Below are 16,054 nucleotides of genomic sequence, written 5' to 3'. Positions count from 1 at the left end.
TCGGATCAGTGCACCGCCCGCACCCGACTCAGCGCCATCTCTACCAGACTGTGAACATTTTCAATCTCATGCATGGCAGCCAAGGTCATCACCCGCCCGGCAGGTTTGGGATGGAGCAGCACCGTCTGTTGCGCGACGGTCAGGGCGCAGACCGGGCATTCCGGGGTCTGGAGAAGCAAGGCTTCAATGGAGGGAGGTGTATCGGTGGTTTCGGTGGACCTGCAACGATCTGATGCTGGCAATGCCCGTTCATGAAGTAGCGTCGACAAGCTCATCCCAACGCCTCCGCAGACGAGGCCTGAGTCAACGTCGTCCATTCATGAACTAGGATTGACCTAGGCGGTCAACTCATGATTCAAGGGATTGCCACAGGATGGGGGAAACGAATGGTCTCGTTTGATCTGCAACGGATGTTGTTGGGCGAGTTTCCGTTGACCTTTCTCCTGGAGGTCGCCTTCAGGGTATTTGCAGCCTTCGCAGCCGTGTTCTTCTTCCTCAAGTTCAGCGGTCGTCGCGGAATCAAACAGCTCTCCCGCTTTGAACTCGTAGTCATTCTTACGCTTGGCTCTGCCGCAGGCGATGTCACTTTCTACGAAGACGTGCCACTGCTCCCCGTGGCCCTCGTGTTCCTCACGCTCCTGCTGCTTTACCGCGGCACTGTCTACCTCATGACGCGAAGCAAGGCGTGCGAAGCCTGGATCGATGGATTGCCAATAACAGTGGTGAAGGATGGGATGTACGAAATCCACTCGCTGCGCAATTTGAATATCTCATCGAATGAGCTGTTCATGGAGATGCGACAGCAGGGCGTGGAACACCTGGGTCAGGTTCGACTCGGCCTGTTGGAAACTGATGGCGACGTCAGCTTGTATTTTTATGGTCCCGAGGACACCCGCCCCGGGCTGTCGGTGCTGCCTGACGAGCACCGGCCTGAATATGCATCACCCCCCAGTGCGGGCTTGTATTGCTGCGCGAGTTGCGGCTTCCCGACCTACCATGAGGCCCAAGATTCTATCTCGTGCCACCGATGCGACCATGATGTGTGGTCACCGGCGCTGGACACTCTTCGCAACCGGTGATCAACCGATTAAAGGCGCCTTTCGGCGCCAGCTCCCTTCCGTTGCCAGCCATCGACAGCTGAGCTCAGTTGGCAGGTAACAATCACTGCCCTGCCCCTATCTAGATCGACTCCCCATCGTCCTCGATGTCCTCCTCCGCCTCTGCCGCATCAGTGGCATCAGCGTCATTCAAAGGCGGCGACGACGGCTTTTCCGGATCGTTGATGAAAGGGACGCCGCTAGGGCCCTGCTCTTCAAGTCCTTCGGTTTTTGGCTGCATGATGGATCCTCCAAGTGATGTGATTTGGAAGGCGCACCGCTTTCAAGGTTCAGTAAATTGGGTAGTAAGATCATTTTTCACGCTCAGTTAAAGCCGTCTCTCTGCCAGCCGATAAACAGGCGCCAAACCACAATTTTCAGGCTGCCATAATGACTCCGACCGCGTCTCATGAATTCAAGCCAAAGCGCGAGACGTCTAGCGCTAGTTTGGCCAGGGCCTCGCTCCTGGTGCCTACGGGGTTTTTGACGCTGATTCTTCTGATTGCGAGCGCTGTATCGGTCTACTTTGCTCTCGACCTTGACCGCTCAGAGGGGAAGAAGACTGAATTCCTCGCTGCCAAGGCCATTGAATCGCTGTCTGAGCATCTTGTATTGACCACTCGGGACTACGCCTTCTGGGGGGATACTTACAAGAATCTTCACTCCAAGGTTGATACCGACTGGGCGTTTGCGAAGGAGAATCTCGGAACCACGCTGTTTTCGGATTTCGGCATCAACGGCCTTTTCGTTATTGCGCAGTCAGACCAGACAGTCTATTCCGTGATCGATGGGAAGCATTCCACGGTCGCCGCCTCAGATTGGCTTGCGCGACCCGTCGCAGATATTCTGGAGGCGGCCAGGGCGGGAGAAGCGCAAGGCAAGCCGGTGAACACCTTCGTCAACGTCAACGGCACCCTGGTAGTGGTTGCTGCCGCGCCCATCACGCCTGGAACCGACCCAACGGTCGCGCGCGAAGATGGCCAGGCTTCGGTTCTTGTCTTTGCGCAACTGCTCGACAGTGGGCGCCTTGAAGCCCTGGGTAATGACTTTGGGATCAGCCACCTGCGATTTGTAGTCAGCGCCAGCGCAAACGAATCGGGGCTGAAGCTGGGCTACGACGGTAGTGCCGGGGGCGTCATGTGGGACGCGCCGACTCCGGGGCGTGACATGCTTGCATTCATCCTTCCGCTGCTTGGAGTGCTCGGGCTCATCGTCTATTCAATGACCTTCATGGTCTTGCGGCGAACTACGGCGGCTGCCATCTCGCTTGATATGAGTCATGCAGAAGTGGAGCGTAGCCAGAAAGCACTAGGTGTGAGTGAAGCGCGGTTTCGCGACGTTGCGGAGGCAAGTTCCGACTGGATATGGGAGGTTGACAGCGAAGGGCGCTTTACCTACCTCTCTGACCGCTTCGAGATAATTACCGGTCTCCAAGTCAAGTGCTGGCTAGGTGTTGCAATTGATGAGTTGTTTGTCAGTGAGGATGGACCGGTTCTTGACTGGCTTAGCCAGCAGTGCAAAAGCGCGAACGCGTCGTTCGAGGTCACTTGCCAGGATCACTGTAAAGCCAAGCGAATAATACTCGTCACGGCCAAGAGCATGGACGGGAGAGGTTATCGCGGAACTGCAAAGGACATTACTGAGGAGGTCGAAGCCCGCAAGAGAATCGAGTATCTCTCCGAGCATGATGTGCTCACGGGCCTCGCGAACAGAAAGGGCCTGCGCGACTTCCTTGAAGAAAGACTGGTATTTTCAGCGACCAGTACACAGCCGCTAGTGATGCTGAGCATAGACCTTGATCGGTTCAAGCCGGTAAACGACCTGTTAGGTCATGCACTGGGCGATCGTGTCCTCCTTGAGACTGCCCGGCGATTGAAAGACTGTGTGCGCAGCGGAGATCTGGTTGCACGAATAGGTGGGGACGAATTTGTCATAATCGTCACCTCGGCTATCCAGCATGCGGAAATCGAAACTCTCTGCCTCAGATTGATCCACGCCATCGAGCAACCGATTCAACTCGATGAGCAGGACGTTCATATAAGCGCGAGCATAGGGATCGCACTGTCCCCGACCGACGGGTTACAGGCGGCCGAACTCCTTCGATACTCAGACATTGCGCTGTACGAAGCCAAAGCCAGCGGGCGTGGTACCTGGCGATTCTACGCAGGGGCCATGAATGCCCGGATCATAGAGCGCAGGCGTCTGGAAAGCGATCTTCGCTACGGCATCAAGAATGGCGAATTGCGCTTGCATTTCCAGCCTCGTTATCGTCTCTGCGATGGACGCATCGTAGGCGCGGAAGCACTGGTTCGCTGGCAACACCCGGATCGAGGCCTGGTGTCTCCGGACACGTTCATCCCGATAGCCGAGCAGACCGGGCTCATCACCTCGCTGAGTGACTGGGTGCTGCACGCTGCATGCGCCAGCGCACTCGATTGGCCCGAGGATCTGTTTGTTTCAGTGAATCTGTCCTCCAAGGACTTCCAGTCAGAGCAATTGATCGAGCGTGTGGGAGCCGTGCTGTCGCGCTCAGGCCTGCGGGCTGCGCGCCTGGAGCTTGAACTCACGGAAAGCGTCATGCTCGAGGACGCTGAGGGAGCGCTTGTTATCATGCGCGCACTCAAGGACCTTGGAGTCCGGCTCGCCATGGACGACTTCGGCACAGGGTACTCATCCCTCAGCTACCTGCGGTCATTTCCGTTTGACGGCTTGAAGATAGACAAGAGCTTCGTCAGTCGCCTTGGAGAGACCGAGAGCGATCACTCTATCGTCAAGGCAATCGTCGGACTGGGACATGCTTTGTCGCTCACGGTTACTGCCGAGGGTATTGAAACCGCCGAGCAGTTGGAGCTGTTGAGCTCGCTTACCTGCGATGAAGGACAGGGCTACTACATGAAGCGACCGATGGACGCGGTCAGCTTTCTCGACTGTATGTCGTACCCGGCCCCAGGTAACACCCAACCTGTAAGGTGGCCAGCAGCCGAAACCCCGGTTTAACCGGGGAGGATGTTAGCGGCTATAACGCTTCGTCGCATTATCCGAACTCGACGCGCGCAACGGGTTTCTATCGATGACCTTAATTATCGAGGACACCGCCATGGCAACCCCACAAGAGAATCTACTGGATTGGCTTCGTGATGCCCATGCTATGGAGCAGCAGGCCGAGAAGATGTTACGTGCTCAATCAGAGCGACTGGAACATTATCCAAAGCTCAAGGCGCGGATAGACCAGCATATCGACGAAACGCTGGGTCAGCAGAAGCTCGTCGAGGAATGCCTGACACGCTTGGGTGGCAGTTCATCGACGTTGAAGGACATCACCGGAAAACTGATGGCCTTTGGACAAGCTGTCGGCGGCTCGCTGATGAGCGATGAGGTGATCAAAGGTGCCATGGCCGGTTATGTCTTCGAAAATGTCGAGATCGCTACCTACACAGTACTGATTGCGGCAGCTGAAGCCGCTGGTGATAGCGGAACGAAAGCGGCGTGCGAGAAGATTCTTCCCCAGGAAATCGCCATGGCCGAGTGGCTCCTGCAGCATCTGCCGGAACTCACCCAGGCATTTATCATTCGTTCGGCAGATCCGAAATTGGAGGCGAAAAAGTAACCTGCCCTGCTATTGCGCTCATAGAAGACCCCGCAGACATAAGTTTGCGGGGTTTTCAGAATACGGACGGGGGCTGTGGCTTGCAGATACACCCACTCGATTCCTTCCTAAGCAGCCCTCCTGAGCAGGCCACGATCACCGCCCTCCCCTATCTAGATCGACTCCCCGTCATCCTCGGTTGCATGAGACCCTGGCGTCCTCACCACCCCACCTTCAGGCGTGGATTCATGGACGTTATCAACCAAGTTTTTGCGTAGACGGTGGTACCGCTTTTCGTTGAAGCCACTGGACGACTGCCGTCACATTGGGCGATGCAACTCGCCCTTTCGGGACTACAACGTAATAGCAATCCTTGGGCCGAAACACGAAGGGCTCGATCCTGACAAGCTCGCCGCTATCAATGAAATGATCCACCATACGCCCCCAGCCCAACGCAACCCCATAACCATTGATCGCGGCATGGATGGCATCCGTATACAGGCTACAGCGCAAGTTGATATTGAATTTGGTGGACGACAGCCCATGTTCCTTGAACCAACGAGGCCAAGTCACCCAGCCTTCGGAGGTGGCATCGGTTTCGAGCAACCCTGCGAGGCTCAACTCTTCCAACGATGCTGGCATCGGGTTACGAGCCAACCACGCTGGAGAGCAGACAGGAAACACCTCTTCCTCAAATAACAGAGTGGCCTCGCCGTCGTCCCAATGACCATTTCCGAAACGAATGTCCATGTCAAAATTCGGTGTCCTGAGATCGCCCACGAACATCTGCGTAGCAAGTCTCAGCCTGAAGTGGGGTAGCGCCTCCACAAGCGTGTTCAAACGCGGCATGATCCGAAAAAGGGACATGGCGGCAGTCGACGAAAGAACGATTTCTTCCTTGGCGCTGCCCTGAATCAGCTGATCAAAACCACTTGCAATTTTTTGCAGTGATTCGGAGATAGTCGCGAATAGAATTTCGCCAGACTCGGTCAGATAGATATTTCGGTGCATCCGCTGGAAGAGTTGGACACCGACGTTCTCTTCAAGAATCCTGATCTGCTTGCTGACTGCAGCCTGGGATACTCCCAACTCTTGGCCAGCCAAGGTGAAACTCTTCAACCGCGCCACGGATTCGAACTGCAGCAGAGCAGTCATCGAGGGGATGATTCGACGATATCCCTTCTGCTTCATGCCAGATTCCTGAAATTTCATAATGGTTCCACTACAAGATTTTAGCGAGCTCGCCAAATCGTCGGATCAGTTCTCGTTGACCCGCTAGGCTGGGCCGGATCCCGAGCACATGAAATCAGATTTTACTTGGGGTGGACACAGCGAAATCTCTGCATCGGTGGCTATTTTGAACGCTGCACGCTGTTTTGCCCCAATGGGTTCAACCTCAGGCTATGCATGCATCACCTGAGGCTATACGGAGCATTTTTCAGCGCGCTTCATGGGATAAAAGACTGACTATCCAACAGACTTCAAGGAAGGCCTGCCAGTCAAGCGCTCCAGCATGGTTGCGCAATACCAGTCGTCAAACTGGCAGACACCGTTCTCGGCATTTTCCGAGAAGGGACCTGGCTCGTAGCTTGGTGAAGAAACGCCGGCGTGGGTCCCCTCAACCAGGCGACGATCCTGGTCATTGGTCGCAAGCCAGACCTTGGTAAGACGATCGAGGTCATAGTCCACGCCCTCTACCGCTGATTCAGGTACGAGCCACTTCGTGGTCACGAGAGTCTCACCCGGCCCAACGGGCAGCACTCGGAAACTCAACGCATGGTCGCCCAGGAAGTGATTCCAGGTCGATGGGTAGTTGAAGTACAACAGCGCGCCGATATCAGGTTCACCGCTCTGGTCCAATCGACCGGCAACGGCAGGTTGACCATCCATCGTGTAGCTTACCGCGCCTGCGGAAAGCGGAATACGCGTCATCCGGAAACGACCCAGAGGATCCATGTTCAACCGGCTGGGCATGCCCGCGGCTTCACAGCGGTCCCAGTGAGCCACCAGTTCAGGGTCGTCCTCCCCGCCTACACCTTGCACCGAGAGATTCTCGACGAACGAGTTGAGCAATTCGGGATGGGTGCCGTCGCAGTGGTAGCACTCACGGTTGTTTTCGAACACGAGCTTCCAGTTGCCCTTCTCGATCAAGTTCGACTCGAACGCCACCTTGGCATTTTCGAGGAAGTGGGGCGCGATGAACGGAGCAACGGCGGACCGGAAGCTGGAAAAATCCGGAGCTTTTTCAGCTACGCACACATAGATGTACGTATGAACAACTTCGATATGAACAGGCTTCAACCCGTAGTTCGTGCGATCAAAGTCAGCACCCATGTTGCCTGCGTAAATCAGGTTACCGTCGAGCTCGAACGTCCATTTATGATAGGGGCATACCAGCTTGGCCACCTTGCCGGTGGCGTGCTCGCACACCTTGGCACCACGATGGCGGCAGGCATTGTGGAAAGCCCGTACTTCACCATCCTTGCCACGGACCACGACAACCGGGTAATCACCGATCTGGAGGGTGAAATACTGACCCGCCTTGGGAATTTCGAAACTGTGTCCCGCGAAGATCCAATCTTTATGCCAGATCTGTTCGAGATCCTGACGGTAGACTTCAGGGTCGAGATAGAGCTCACGAGGTAGCACATGGCGAGGCTTGCGCTGTTTGATCAGACTAACGACGGATTCATTGCTGTTCATTATTATCCTCCCTCCCCCAGAGGTCGTCGCCACTGGGTGCAAATGACTGAAAATTCTTCTTGTGGGTAGCCATAACCGGAGCTCAGCGAGTATTTAAAGCCCACCACGGATGCAGAGATGAGTCAGACGTCAAGCTTGCTCAAAGCGTAAGTCATCGCCCGACACCAACTCAAGCTACATTTCCACAGGCAAATCAATAATGGCAGGTTATGAACTGCCGCCTTGGATTTCCACTATGAGAACTTGGACGTCACCCAATCCCTCACACGCCCACACGCCTCCACGTTGTTATTGCTTTCCTTACACGCCAGATAATGAAGACTATTCTGTAGCGTTACTTGCTCGCGAACCGGCCTCACCAACTTACCGGATTCGACCATATCCCCCACGAGCTGATTCCATCCCAGCGCGACACCTTGATGAGACATGACCATGTTCATGATCAGGTTGTAATCATTAGCATGAAAAGTTGGCGGGCTCTCTGTAGCTCGCGCATCGATATCCACGTTCTGGAACGCAAGCCAGACGTTCCAGTCTACATGCTCAGCAACCCCTGACCGACCATACGGGCTCAGGTCCAGCAGCGCTGAATCGCGAAGCCCCTCCAATGTTTCGATACAAGGGTTACGGCTCAAGAATTCAGGAGAACACACGGGATAAATCACGTCGTGGCAAAGGGGGTAAACCTTATATCCTTCCCCGACATGTGAGAACTTGGAAATTACAATGTCCGGTTCGATACCAGGCTCGCGGACCTGAAAATTTTGAGTCGTTATCAGGTTAAGCTCGATATCAGGATGCTTGATTCGGAATTCCTGGATATGGCTAGAGAACCATAACGCCGAAAAGGCGGGAGAGCACGAGATCGTAAGAACATTCTTGCTGGAAGGTGCATGTCGAAACCGCTCAGCAGCCTGTGCTATGTTCACGAACGAAATTTGCGCGGCATCGAAGAACACAGTCCCTTCTGCGGTCAACTCAACGGCGCGACCCACACGGGTGAACAGTGGAGTATCCAAGTACGTTTCCAGCTCGCGAACCTGCCGGCTTATCGCCGCTTGCGAGACGCAGAGTGCCTCCGCAGCGCGGGTAAAGCTCTCGTATTTCGCAGCGACCACGAATGCTTTTACCGCCCGTAACGAAGGCATCTTGAGCAATAGCGTGTCTGGATCAACGTGCCTCTGCAACATTTTTAAAATAGCTCCCCGAACGCTTTACGTAGGACTACCCTCATACTACTCAGTCCCAAAAAAATTACCTCGTACAAAAATTACCTGGCGCATAACTTTTGGTTATGGACGAGACCCCGTGATTTTTGCTAGACATTTCTCTACTTCAGACCCTATTTTATGACAAGGCTTCACCATGCCCGCACGCCTTTTTGGGCAAACTGATAACGCGAAGTTATGCAAACAGGGATGGAAATGTCGTTAGACCGGGATCACATGGCGGTCATATATTGATGCTCAACCTGATGATTCAAACCACCGGTCACTACCAAAGCGCCGCTACTTAATTATTAATTGGTCAAGCATTGGGCTTGAGCTGCTGGGTGTCCCAATGAAAACAATGACAAGAGAATTTAGCCGCACATTCGCCGACCGCAACCTGGGTTTCATGACTCAAGAGCGCTCCCCCCAAAAGACGTCACGTGTAGGTTTTCTCCTGCTCGAGAACTTCTCGTTGCCGTGCTTTACCCAAGCACTGGATGTCCTTGTCACTGCAAACCTGATCTCCCCTGGCGCCGTTCGGGTCCACACGTTCAGCCATGATCATGCCGAGGTGATGAGTGACCTCGGCCTTCCCATCCGCCCCGATACGCCACTGACCGATATTCGCCTGTCCGACCTTGACCTGATGGTCATCTGCGGCGGCTTGCGAACGGCCAGGACGATGCCGAATTGGCTTTCGAGCTTGCTCAAGAACATCTCCAGGCTCCCCATCGCCCTGGGCGGCCTTTGGAATGGCGCCTGGTACCTCGCGGGTGCGGGCCTGCTGGATGGTTATCGCTGCGCCATTCATGCGGAGCAGCGCACCGCACTGGCTGAACGCACTCCCTATGCCAGCGTCTCTCATGAATCTCTCGTGTGTGATCGAAACCGGATGACTTCCGCTACGCCGAACGGCGCATTCGAGATGATGATCCGTTGGCTTGGCTACGGCGCCAGCCCCCAGCTTGCAGACGCCGTTCTGGACACTCTTGACTCCGATCAAAGCAGGTTCCGCAGGCTCCGAAAACCGCAACAGCCCAACGTGAGCAAAGCCCTGCGAGAGGTGATATCCCTGATGGAGTCAAACCTTGAAGAGCCCCTGAGCCCGGATCAACTTTCGCAAGTCGTCAACCTGTCGATAAGGCAGGTCCAGAGACTTTTCAGGGATCAATTGAACACGACGCCACAGAAGTACTATTTCCAGCTCAGGATCACAGAAGCACGCCGGCTCATACAGAACTCCAACGCCTCGATATTTGACGTTTCCATCGCTTGTGGCTTCGTCTCCTGCACCCATTTCAGCAAATCATACAGCGCATTTTTCGGGCATCCACCCTCGAAAGAGCTTCGCTATGAAATCTGACCAGCCGTGTGCTCGCACCGATCCTTAGAACAACAACAATTACCAACCATCGCTCACTGAATTTTCAGGAGGGGTCTCAACCCGACGCATCCGCTGCGTCGCGGCGTCGCGCTGCCAAAAGTCAAAAATCCCGTATCAGGAGACAAAAATGACAAGTCCTCATATCTCGGTAGAAGATGTACCTCTAAGCAAGTTTCACAGGCTACTGACTCTCCGCTCAGGCGGAGGATCCTTCGTAGACGGTTATGTCCTCAGTATCATCGGCGTGGCGTTGGCTCACATCACCGCATCGCTCTCATTGAGCAGCTTCTGGGAAGGCTTGATAGCCGCATCCGCGTTGATCGGCATTTTCTTCGGCGGTTTTCTCGGCGGCCTGCTGACTGATCGCCTGGGCCGCAAGCGCCTATTCTTCGTCGGCCCCACCCTCTTTATTCTCGCCTCCATCGCTCAGTTCTGGACTGAATCCGCTGAAGCAATTTTTATTCTGCGGCTAGTCATCGGCATCGCGGTAGGTATCGAGTACCCCGTCGCCACTTCGCTCCTCGTGGAGTTCATGCCCAGGAAGTATCGCGGTCCTCGCCTGGCGATGTTAACCATCCTCTGGTTTGCAGGCGCTGCGGCGGCTTACATCGTAGGTGAGCTCGTACTGCGCAACGGCGGCGATGAGGCTTGGCGTTGGGTGCTGGCCAGCTCCGCCATCATTGGCCTGGCCCTGTTCATCATCCGCATCGGCACCCCGGAATCGCCACGGTGGCTTTTGAGCAAAGGCCGTGATGCTGAAGCGGAACACGTTATCAAGAGCGTCTACGGCAATGACTTCTCCCTGAACAACCTCCCGGAAGAAAGCCCTAACTACAAGATCAACATCTGGAGCCTCGTGTATTCGGGCTACGCCAAGCGCATGCTGTTCATCATCGTCTTCTGGACGTGCTGCATCATCCCACTGTTCGCCGTGTATGCATTTGCGCCCAGAGTGCTCGCGGCGATGGACGTGAGAGGTGACAGCGCCTCGATCGGCTCGATACTGATCACGTTATTCTTCGTTGCGGGCTGCATCGTGTCGACCCGGCTGATCAATGTCGTCGGCCGCCGCAACCTTCTGCTCTACAGCTTTGCCGTTTCAGGCCTGTCCTTGCTGTGCCTTGGGGCAGCCAACAACAGCGCAGGCATATGGATCCTGGTGTTCTTCGCCATCTACGCGCTGTTCATTGGCGGGGCTCAGGTTCTGACGCTGGTCTATCCGAACGAGATTTTCCCTACAGAGATACGCGCATTCGCGGTCGGCGTTGGCACATCGATCTCTCGCATTGGCGCAGCGGTGGGCACCTACCTCGTGCCTATTTCGCTAGACTCCATCGGCATCGCGCAGACGATGTACATAGCAGCCGGCATCACCTTCTTCGGCTTGCTGCTTTCCTGGATGCTGGCCCCGGAAACACGCTCGCTGAACCTTCAGCAGGCAGCCTCGCTGGGCTAGTGGCTCAACACGTATCGAATCGGAAAGACCTGGGGCTGAAAACCACAGCGACCTGCAGCGACGGTAATCGCCTCGAAGGAAGGGGTTTTACGCGTCACTTGGTAAAATTCCAACGGCACACCATCCTTCGATCGCCCAAGGCAAGATGACAATCGAGCAAGTCGTACGTCTGCTGGGAGACGTTGTCAAGGTAGTCGACGTCGTGGGCATCGGCATTGCAGAACATTTGCCCTGGGACGCACTTGCACTGAAGAGCATGCTCGCCAAGTTGCCACTTCTAGGCACCGGCGAGGAGGACTGAACGTATCGATCTCGCAACTTGAGATTTGGCTCGGACCTCATCGTCACTTCGTCAGAACTGCCCCAGTATCCAGTCCTTTACCTGGCAGCAGGCGTCGTCTTTCTTCTTGTCTTCGCTGAAGCTGAGGAAATGCTGGCTGTCCTTGTGCACCAGCTCTTCTTTCACCGGCCGCACCAATAGCCCTTCCTTGACCAGCGGGTCGACCAGGTAGTGCCAGCCCAGCCCGACGCCCTGCCCCTTCAATGCCAGTTGAACCAGTGAGCAATAGTCGTTGGAATTGAACAACTGGGCCCCCGAAGGCCGCGCGCTGAGGTCGATGCCGTGGTACTCGAACCACATGTGCCAGTCCACATGCTCGGCAATCTGAGAGCGGCCGAACGGACTGAGATTGAGCAGCGCGGTGTTACAGATGCCTGACAGCGATGCCACCTCGGGATGGCGCTGCAGATACTCGGGACTGCACACGGGATAGATCACGTCGTAGGTCAGCGGGAAACAGCTGTAGCCTTCGCGGATCTTCGACAGCTTGTTGACGATGATGTCGGGCTGTACCCCCGGCTCAAGGGTCATGAAGTTCTGGGTTGTAACCACGTTGAGGTCGATATCCGGGTAACTGGCAAAAAACTCGCCCAGGCGCGGCGTCAGCCACAAGCCCGAGAAAGCCTGCGTGCAGCAGATAGTCACCACGCGCTTGCCGTGTTTCTGCCGACGAATGCGCCCCGACACCTGGGATATGTTCGACAGCGAGAGGTGTACCGCATCGAAGAAGATCGAGCCTGCCGCAGTCAGGGTCACCGCACGGCCGCTGCGAGCGAACAGTTCGGCACCCAGAAAATCCTCCAGCTCGCGGATTTGCCGGCTGATCGCGGCCTGGGTAACACACAGCGATTCGGCGGCGCGGGTGAAGTTCTGATATTTCGCGGCGGCGACGAAAGCCTTTACGGCGCGCAACGAGGGCATCTGCAGGAGCGACTGATCGGGCTCCGTATGCTTGACCATGGATGAATTCCTTTTTCCATACCTGAACAAAAGATCATGACGCGGCAGTGCGATGGGCAACGTACAGCAGATTCAGGGTCATCCGGAAGCATCCGCCCTGCAGAAAATACAAAAATCAAGGACCTCGCAGAGGCCCTTGGTTTTTTCATTGTCCAGCGAGGGTCACTCGTCTCCGGCGCGCATCTCCTTGAGCTTCATGTTGGCCTTGGCGCCAATGGTCAGGAAAGGCTGTGGCGGCAGCTGCTTGGGTTGGTCGTAAGCGGACATGATCTTCACCAGTTCGCTGGACACTCCCAGCGCCAGATCTGCCGCGGCAATTCCCGCCGCGCTGGATTTGGACGCGCCCAGCCCGTTGCAGGCGCAGGCGGCGATGATCCCCGGCTCGATCTCGCCAAACAGCGGCACGCTGTTCCAGGTAAGGGCCATCGGCCCGCCCCAGCGGTGCTCCATGCGCAGGCCCTTCAAGGTTGGAAAACGGGTCATGAATTTCTCATCATGCACCCGCCCGGCGCTGTCCACCTGGGCATCGCCGATGGTCAGGCTTGGGTTGTAGGTGTAGCGCCAGCGCACCAGGATGCGGTCCGCGTCACCATCACTGATACGCCGAACGGTCGTGCCCATAGGCAGCGCCGGAGTTGCCGCCCAGGTGCGCTTGCCGGGCAGGCGCCGCGGATCGAACCGCTCGGTCAGCGAGGCGTAGGTGAACACGTGCAAGAGCTGCCGCTTGAAGAAGCCGAAGCTCTGCGCATGACCATTATTGGCAAGAATGATCTTGCCCGCAGTCACCGAACCCTTCGGCGTCTTGACTACCCAGGAGCCGCCGACACTCTTGAACGACAGCGCGGGGGTCCGCTCGTGGATCCGCACCGGTTCGCTGAAAGCATCGGCCATGCGCCGCACATAATCCGCTGGCTGGATCATCACCGTACCCGGCATGAACATTCCGGAGGTGTAGGCCGGACTCCCGGTGACCTCGCCGATTTCCCGGGTATCAAGCAGGGTGTACGGCTCTCCCAGGGCATCCAGTTGCTTGCCGTAGGACAGAATGTGCTCATCACCCTGTACGCCGCGAGCGACGCTGTAGCGCCCGCAGGGATCGAAGACCTCCCGCCCCCAGCCATTCTGCTCGGCGAGCTCGCGGCCAAGGTCGATCGCCGTACGGTACAGCTTGATATCGCGGCGTGCCCGGTCCAGCGAACCGCCGCCCAGCCCCTCGGCCGAGACTTCGTGGGGCAGATCGATGATGAAACCGGAGTTGCGTCCGGAAGCGCCCTCGCCGACGAGTCCGGCTTCGAGGATGACAACCTTGGTGGTCGGGTCCAGGCGCACGAGCTGCCAGGCCGCCGACAAACCGGCGAAGCCGCCGCCGATGATGACGATATCGGCAGTGACCGCCGCCTCCAGTGCTGGATGGCCCGTGCGGCGCGGCAGCATCTCGACCCAGCCGGAGCTGCCGTTGTTCCTGGGCAATTTCGAAGCGACAAACATGATCGATGCTCCCGCTTGCTTAGCGAACGGATTCGCGTTCGATCAGCGGCGCCAGCGCCTCGCGCAGGCGGCTGATCTTGTCGTCCGCCAAACGCGCCAGTGGACGTCGAGGATGGCCGGCGCAATAGCCCATGATCTCGGCACCGGCGTAGACTGACTGGACGTAGTCGCCCTGCCAGATCAGCGACATGACTGGCGCCAATGCGGTCCAGATCTGCCGAACCTGATCCCACTGACCTTCGGCGGCGGCATTGACCAAGTCCACGCAAGTCTTCGGAGCCATGTTTGCCCCGCCCCAGATCAGGCCGGCGGCACCGGCGAACAGCGCGTAGGGAGCCAGTGGATCGGCGCCGTTCATAGTGGGCAAGCCAGTGCGTATCAGCGATGCCTGGGCCGCAAGGTCGCCGCTGCTGTCCTTGACCGAGACGAAATTGGGGATCTCGCTGAGACGCTTGAATAGCACCGGCGTGACTTCGACGCCCACTGCCTGGGGTACGTTGTAGCCAATGATCGGCAGTCCGGCTTCGGACACGGCCGCGTAGAAATCAAGGATTCCCTGGTCGTCGGTCGGCCCCTCGAAGAACGGCGGGAGCACCATCACACCATCGGCGCCACACTCTTTCGCATGACGGGTGCGCTCGACAACATCTTCCACCATCAGCGCGGACGTCTGGGCAATGACCCGGGCGCGTCCGTTGATGACCTTGGCACTGAAGGCCACCAGTTCCTTCGACTCTTCCTTGCTGAGGTAGACATGCATCCCGGTCCCAGAGCTGAGCACGAAGCCATGCACACCGGCGGCGATATAACGCTCGATCAAGGCTTCGCACCGTGCATAGTCAATCTTGCCTTGCGCGTCGAACGGGGTGGTGATGGCCAGGTTCACACCTGAGAACTGGAATGCGGACATTGGATGGCTCCTGTTTTTGTTATCGGCTGGTCGTTCCAGTCGAAGGCACCGAGCGGTGCCGCTCTGTGCAAAAGGTTACGGGGCCATCCAGTTCGGCTACAGCGACATTTAGGGAGATGAAGTGATGAGCTGAGGTTATGTGCGGAGTGTTGCTGCGGTCGGAAGTCGATCCCCAAAATTGCGCCCTCGCTGCGGCAGCAGTATGTTTGGGAAATGCCCTACAAGAAAGGCAAGGTGAAAACCAGACACACCCACTGTTTCGCGTTGAAGCCGGCATTCCTTGCCAGCATGCTCGTGAGCAGGCTTCAGAGCTGATGGTTTATGTGCGGGAAATGACCCTCTCAGGTCTGATGGACATCCAGCGGATTAGCCGAAACCTAAGCACATGAGCTACGACGAACAATGGCCGGCCCTGCGTCCATTGCTTCAAAGGGGCACGCCTGTTAGCAGCCCAGACCAACTTGCCGAGCTGCCACGTAACGTTACTTCACTTCAGCCACGATGACGGCGTCGGAAGTAGTCCACCAAACCTGCCGTGGAAGCATCGTCAGCTGACGACAACTCCCGCCCCATCAATTGCTCATAGACGTTCTTCCCCAGCTCCTTGCCGAGCTCAACGCCCCACTGGTCAAACGAATCGATTCCCCACACGACGCCTTGAACGAAGACCTTGTGCTCATAGAGGGCGACTAAGGCGCCCAGTCGGTTCGGGTTGATCACGTCCATGACCAAAGTGTTGCTGGGACGATTACCCGGAATCACCTTGTGCGGCACAAGCCGCTGAACCTCGCTCTCAGGCATTCCTTGGGCACGTAGCTCATCTTCAGCCTCAGCGTGACTCTTACTCACTATGAGCGCTTGGCTCTGCGAGTCGCGCTCAGGCCTGCGGGCTGCGCGCCTGGAGCTTGAGCTCACGGAA

General features: G+C 56.7%; 13 protein-coding genes and 3 pseudogenes. 7 read left to right on the top strand and 9 right to left on the bottom strand.

Annotation, left to right across the window (positions count from 1 at the left end; genetic code table 11):
- Window positions 1-5: 5 nt before the first annotated feature.
- The gene (locus tag AC0ZZU_RS10855; protein WP_476340594.1) at window positions 6-275 is read right to left on the bottom strand and encodes a hypothetical protein; all 270 of its coding nucleotides are present in this window, start codon (window positions 273-275) and stop codon (window positions 6-8) included.
- Window positions 276-386: 111 nt separating this feature from the next.
- Between AC0ZZU_RS10855 and AC0ZZU_RS10850 the strand changes: the two genes are divergently transcribed.
- Window positions 387-1,079: a DUF421 domain-containing protein gene (locus AC0ZZU_RS10850; protein WP_476340742.1), complete on the top strand. Its 693-nt coding sequence runs from the start codon at window positions 387-389 to the stop codon at window positions 1,077-1,079.
- 100 nt (window positions 1,080-1,179) lie between these two features.
- On the opposite strand, the gene AC0ZZU_RS10845 is transcribed toward AC0ZZU_RS10850, so the two are convergent.
- Window positions 1,180-1,338 (bottom strand): hypothetical protein, encoded by a 159-nt coding sequence (locus AC0ZZU_RS10845; RefSeq protein ID WP_476340593.1) that lies wholly within the window; start codon window positions 1,336-1,338, stop codon window positions 1,180-1,182.
- 242 nt (window positions 1,339-1,580) lie between these two features.
- On the opposite strand from AC0ZZU_RS10845, the gene AC0ZZU_RS10840 reads away from it, so the two are divergent.
- Window positions 1,581-4,094 (top strand): bifunctional diguanylate cyclase/phosphodiesterase, encoded by a 2,514-nt coding sequence (locus tag AC0ZZU_RS10840; RefSeq protein ID WP_476340592.1) that lies wholly within the window; start codon window positions 1,581-1,583, stop codon window positions 4,092-4,094.
- A gap of 100 nt (window positions 4,095-4,194) precedes the next feature.
- Window positions 4,195-4,704, top strand: coding sequence for a ferritin-like domain-containing protein (locus AC0ZZU_RS10835; RefSeq protein WP_476340741.1), 510 nt, complete (start codon window positions 4,195-4,197; stop codon window positions 4,702-4,704).
- Between the two features lie 237 nt (window positions 4,705-4,941).
- On the opposite strand, the gene AC0ZZU_RS10830 is transcribed toward AC0ZZU_RS10835, so the two are convergent.
- The 3 genes from AC0ZZU_RS10830 to AC0ZZU_RS10820 all read right to left on the bottom strand — a co-directional run bounded on the left by AC0ZZU_RS10830 (window position 4,942) and on the right by AC0ZZU_RS10820 (window position 8,573).
- Window positions 4,942-5,895 carry a LysR substrate-binding domain-containing protein gene (locus tag AC0ZZU_RS10830; RefSeq protein WP_476340590.1) on the bottom strand — a complete coding sequence of 318 codons (954 nt, stop codon included), beginning with the start codon at window positions 5,893-5,895 and terminating at the stop codon, window positions 4,942-4,944.
- Window positions 5,896-6,150: 255 nt separating this feature from the next.
- Entirely contained in the window at window positions 6,151-7,386 is a 1,236-nt protein-coding gene (locus AC0ZZU_RS10825) for an aromatic ring-hydroxylating oxygenase subunit alpha (protein ID WP_476340588.1), read from the bottom strand.
- Between the two features lie 233 nt (window positions 7,387-7,619).
- A complete protein-coding gene (locus AC0ZZU_RS10820) occupies window positions 7,620-8,573 on the bottom strand; it encodes a LysR family transcriptional regulator (protein WP_476340739.1) in 954 nt (317 codons plus the stop codon).
- A 373-nt stretch (window positions 8,574-8,946) separates the two neighbouring features.
- On the opposite strand from AC0ZZU_RS10820, the gene AC0ZZU_RS10815 reads away from it, so the two are divergent.
- The 3 genes and pseudogenes from AC0ZZU_RS10815 to AC0ZZU_RS10805 form a co-directional block, all read left to right on the top strand.
- The gene (locus AC0ZZU_RS10815) at window positions 8,947-9,960 is read left to right on the top strand and encodes a GlxA family transcriptional regulator (RefSeq protein ID WP_476340586.1); all 1,014 of its coding nucleotides are present in this window, start codon (window positions 8,947-8,949) and stop codon (window positions 9,958-9,960) included.
- 148 nt (window positions 9,961-10,108) lie between these two features.
- Window positions 10,109-11,437: an MFS transporter gene (locus AC0ZZU_RS10810; protein WP_476340585.1), complete on the top strand. Its 1,329-nt coding sequence runs from the start codon at window positions 10,109-10,111 to the stop codon at window positions 11,435-11,437.
- Between the two features lie 130 nt (window positions 11,438-11,567).
- Window positions 11,568-11,738, top strand: a pseudogene (locus AC0ZZU_RS10805) (arginase family protein); the annotation flags it as partial.
- Window positions 11,739-11,789: 51 nt separating this feature from the next.
- Here AC0ZZU_RS10805 and AC0ZZU_RS10800 read toward each other — a convergent pair.
- The 3 genes from AC0ZZU_RS10800 to AC0ZZU_RS10790 form a co-directional block, all read right to left on the bottom strand.
- Window positions 11,790-12,737, bottom strand: a complete 948-nt coding sequence (locus AC0ZZU_RS10800) for a LysR family transcriptional regulator (protein ID WP_476340584.1) — start codon at window positions 12,735-12,737, stop codon at window positions 11,790-11,792.
- 162 nt (window positions 12,738-12,899) lie between these two features.
- Window positions 12,900-14,225 carry an NAD(P)/FAD-dependent oxidoreductase gene (locus AC0ZZU_RS10795; protein ID WP_476340583.1) on the bottom strand — a complete coding sequence of 442 codons (1,326 nt, stop codon included), beginning with the start codon at window positions 14,223-14,225 and terminating at the stop codon, window positions 12,900-12,902.
- Between the two features lie 19 nt (window positions 14,226-14,244).
- Window positions 14,245-15,135, bottom strand: coding sequence for a dihydrodipicolinate synthase family protein (locus tag AC0ZZU_RS10790; RefSeq protein WP_476340582.1), 891 nt, complete (start codon window positions 15,133-15,135; stop codon window positions 14,245-14,247).
- 206 nt (window positions 15,136-15,341) lie between these two features.
- On the opposite strand from AC0ZZU_RS10790, the pseudogene AC0ZZU_RS10785 reads away from it, so the two are divergent.
- Window positions 15,342-15,491 (top strand): annotated as a pseudogene (locus tag AC0ZZU_RS10785) (DUF3077 domain-containing protein); the annotation flags it as partial.
- 136 nt (window positions 15,492-15,627) lie between these two features.
- Here the strand turns inward: AC0ZZU_RS10785 and AC0ZZU_RS10780 are convergent.
- Window positions 15,628-16,005 (bottom strand): annotated as a pseudogene (locus AC0ZZU_RS10780) (glucose-6-phosphate isomerase); the annotation flags it as partial.
- Window positions 16,006-16,054: the final 49 nt, after the last annotated feature.

This window comes from Pseudomonas sp. JE3303, assembly GCF_056312565.1.
The sequence above is the reverse complement of the archived record's forward strand: the minus strand, read 5'-3'. Positions and strand labels throughout refer to the sequence as shown.

Excerpts from the sequence above, each read along its gene's own strand:
- AC0ZZU_RS10855 (WP_476340594.1), bottom strand. The coding sequence starts at position 275 with ATGAGCTTGTCGACGCTACTTCATGAACGGGCATTGCCAGCATCAGAT.
- AC0ZZU_RS10850 (WP_476340742.1), top strand. The coding sequence starts at position 387 with ATGGTCTCGTTTGATCTGCAACGGATGTTGTTGGGCGAGTTTCCGTTG.
- AC0ZZU_RS10845 (WP_476340593.1), bottom strand. The coding sequence starts at position 1,338 with ATGCAGCCAAAAACCGAAGGACTTGAAGAGCAGGGCCCTAGCGGCGTC.
- AC0ZZU_RS10835 (WP_476340741.1), top strand. The coding sequence starts at position 4,195 with ATGGCAACCCCACAAGAGAATCTACTGGATTGGCTTCGTGATGCCCAT.
- AC0ZZU_RS10830 (WP_476340590.1), bottom strand. The coding sequence starts at position 5,895 with ATGAAATTTCAGGAATCTGGCATGAAGCAGAAGGGATATCGTCGAATC.
- AC0ZZU_RS10825 (WP_476340588.1), bottom strand. The coding sequence starts at position 7,386 with ATGAACAGCAATGAATCCGTCGTTAGTCTGATCAAACAGCGCAAGCCT.
- AC0ZZU_RS10815 (WP_476340586.1), top strand. The coding sequence starts at position 8,947 with ATGAAAACAATGACAAGAGAATTTAGCCGCACATTCGCCGACCGCAAC.
- AC0ZZU_RS10810 (WP_476340585.1), top strand. The coding sequence starts at position 10,109 with ATGACAAGTCCTCATATCTCGGTAGAAGATGTACCTCTAAGCAAGTTT.
- AC0ZZU_RS10800 (WP_476340584.1), bottom strand. The coding sequence starts at position 12,737 with ATGGTCAAGCATACGGAGCCCGATCAGTCGCTCCTGCAGATGCCCTCG.
- AC0ZZU_RS10795 (WP_476340583.1), bottom strand. The coding sequence starts at position 14,225 with ATGTTTGTCGCTTCGAAATTGCCCAGGAACAACGGCAGCTCCGGCTGG.
- AC0ZZU_RS10790 (WP_476340582.1), bottom strand. The coding sequence starts at position 15,135 with ATGTCCGCATTCCAGTTCTCAGGTGTGAACCTGGCCATCACCACCCCG.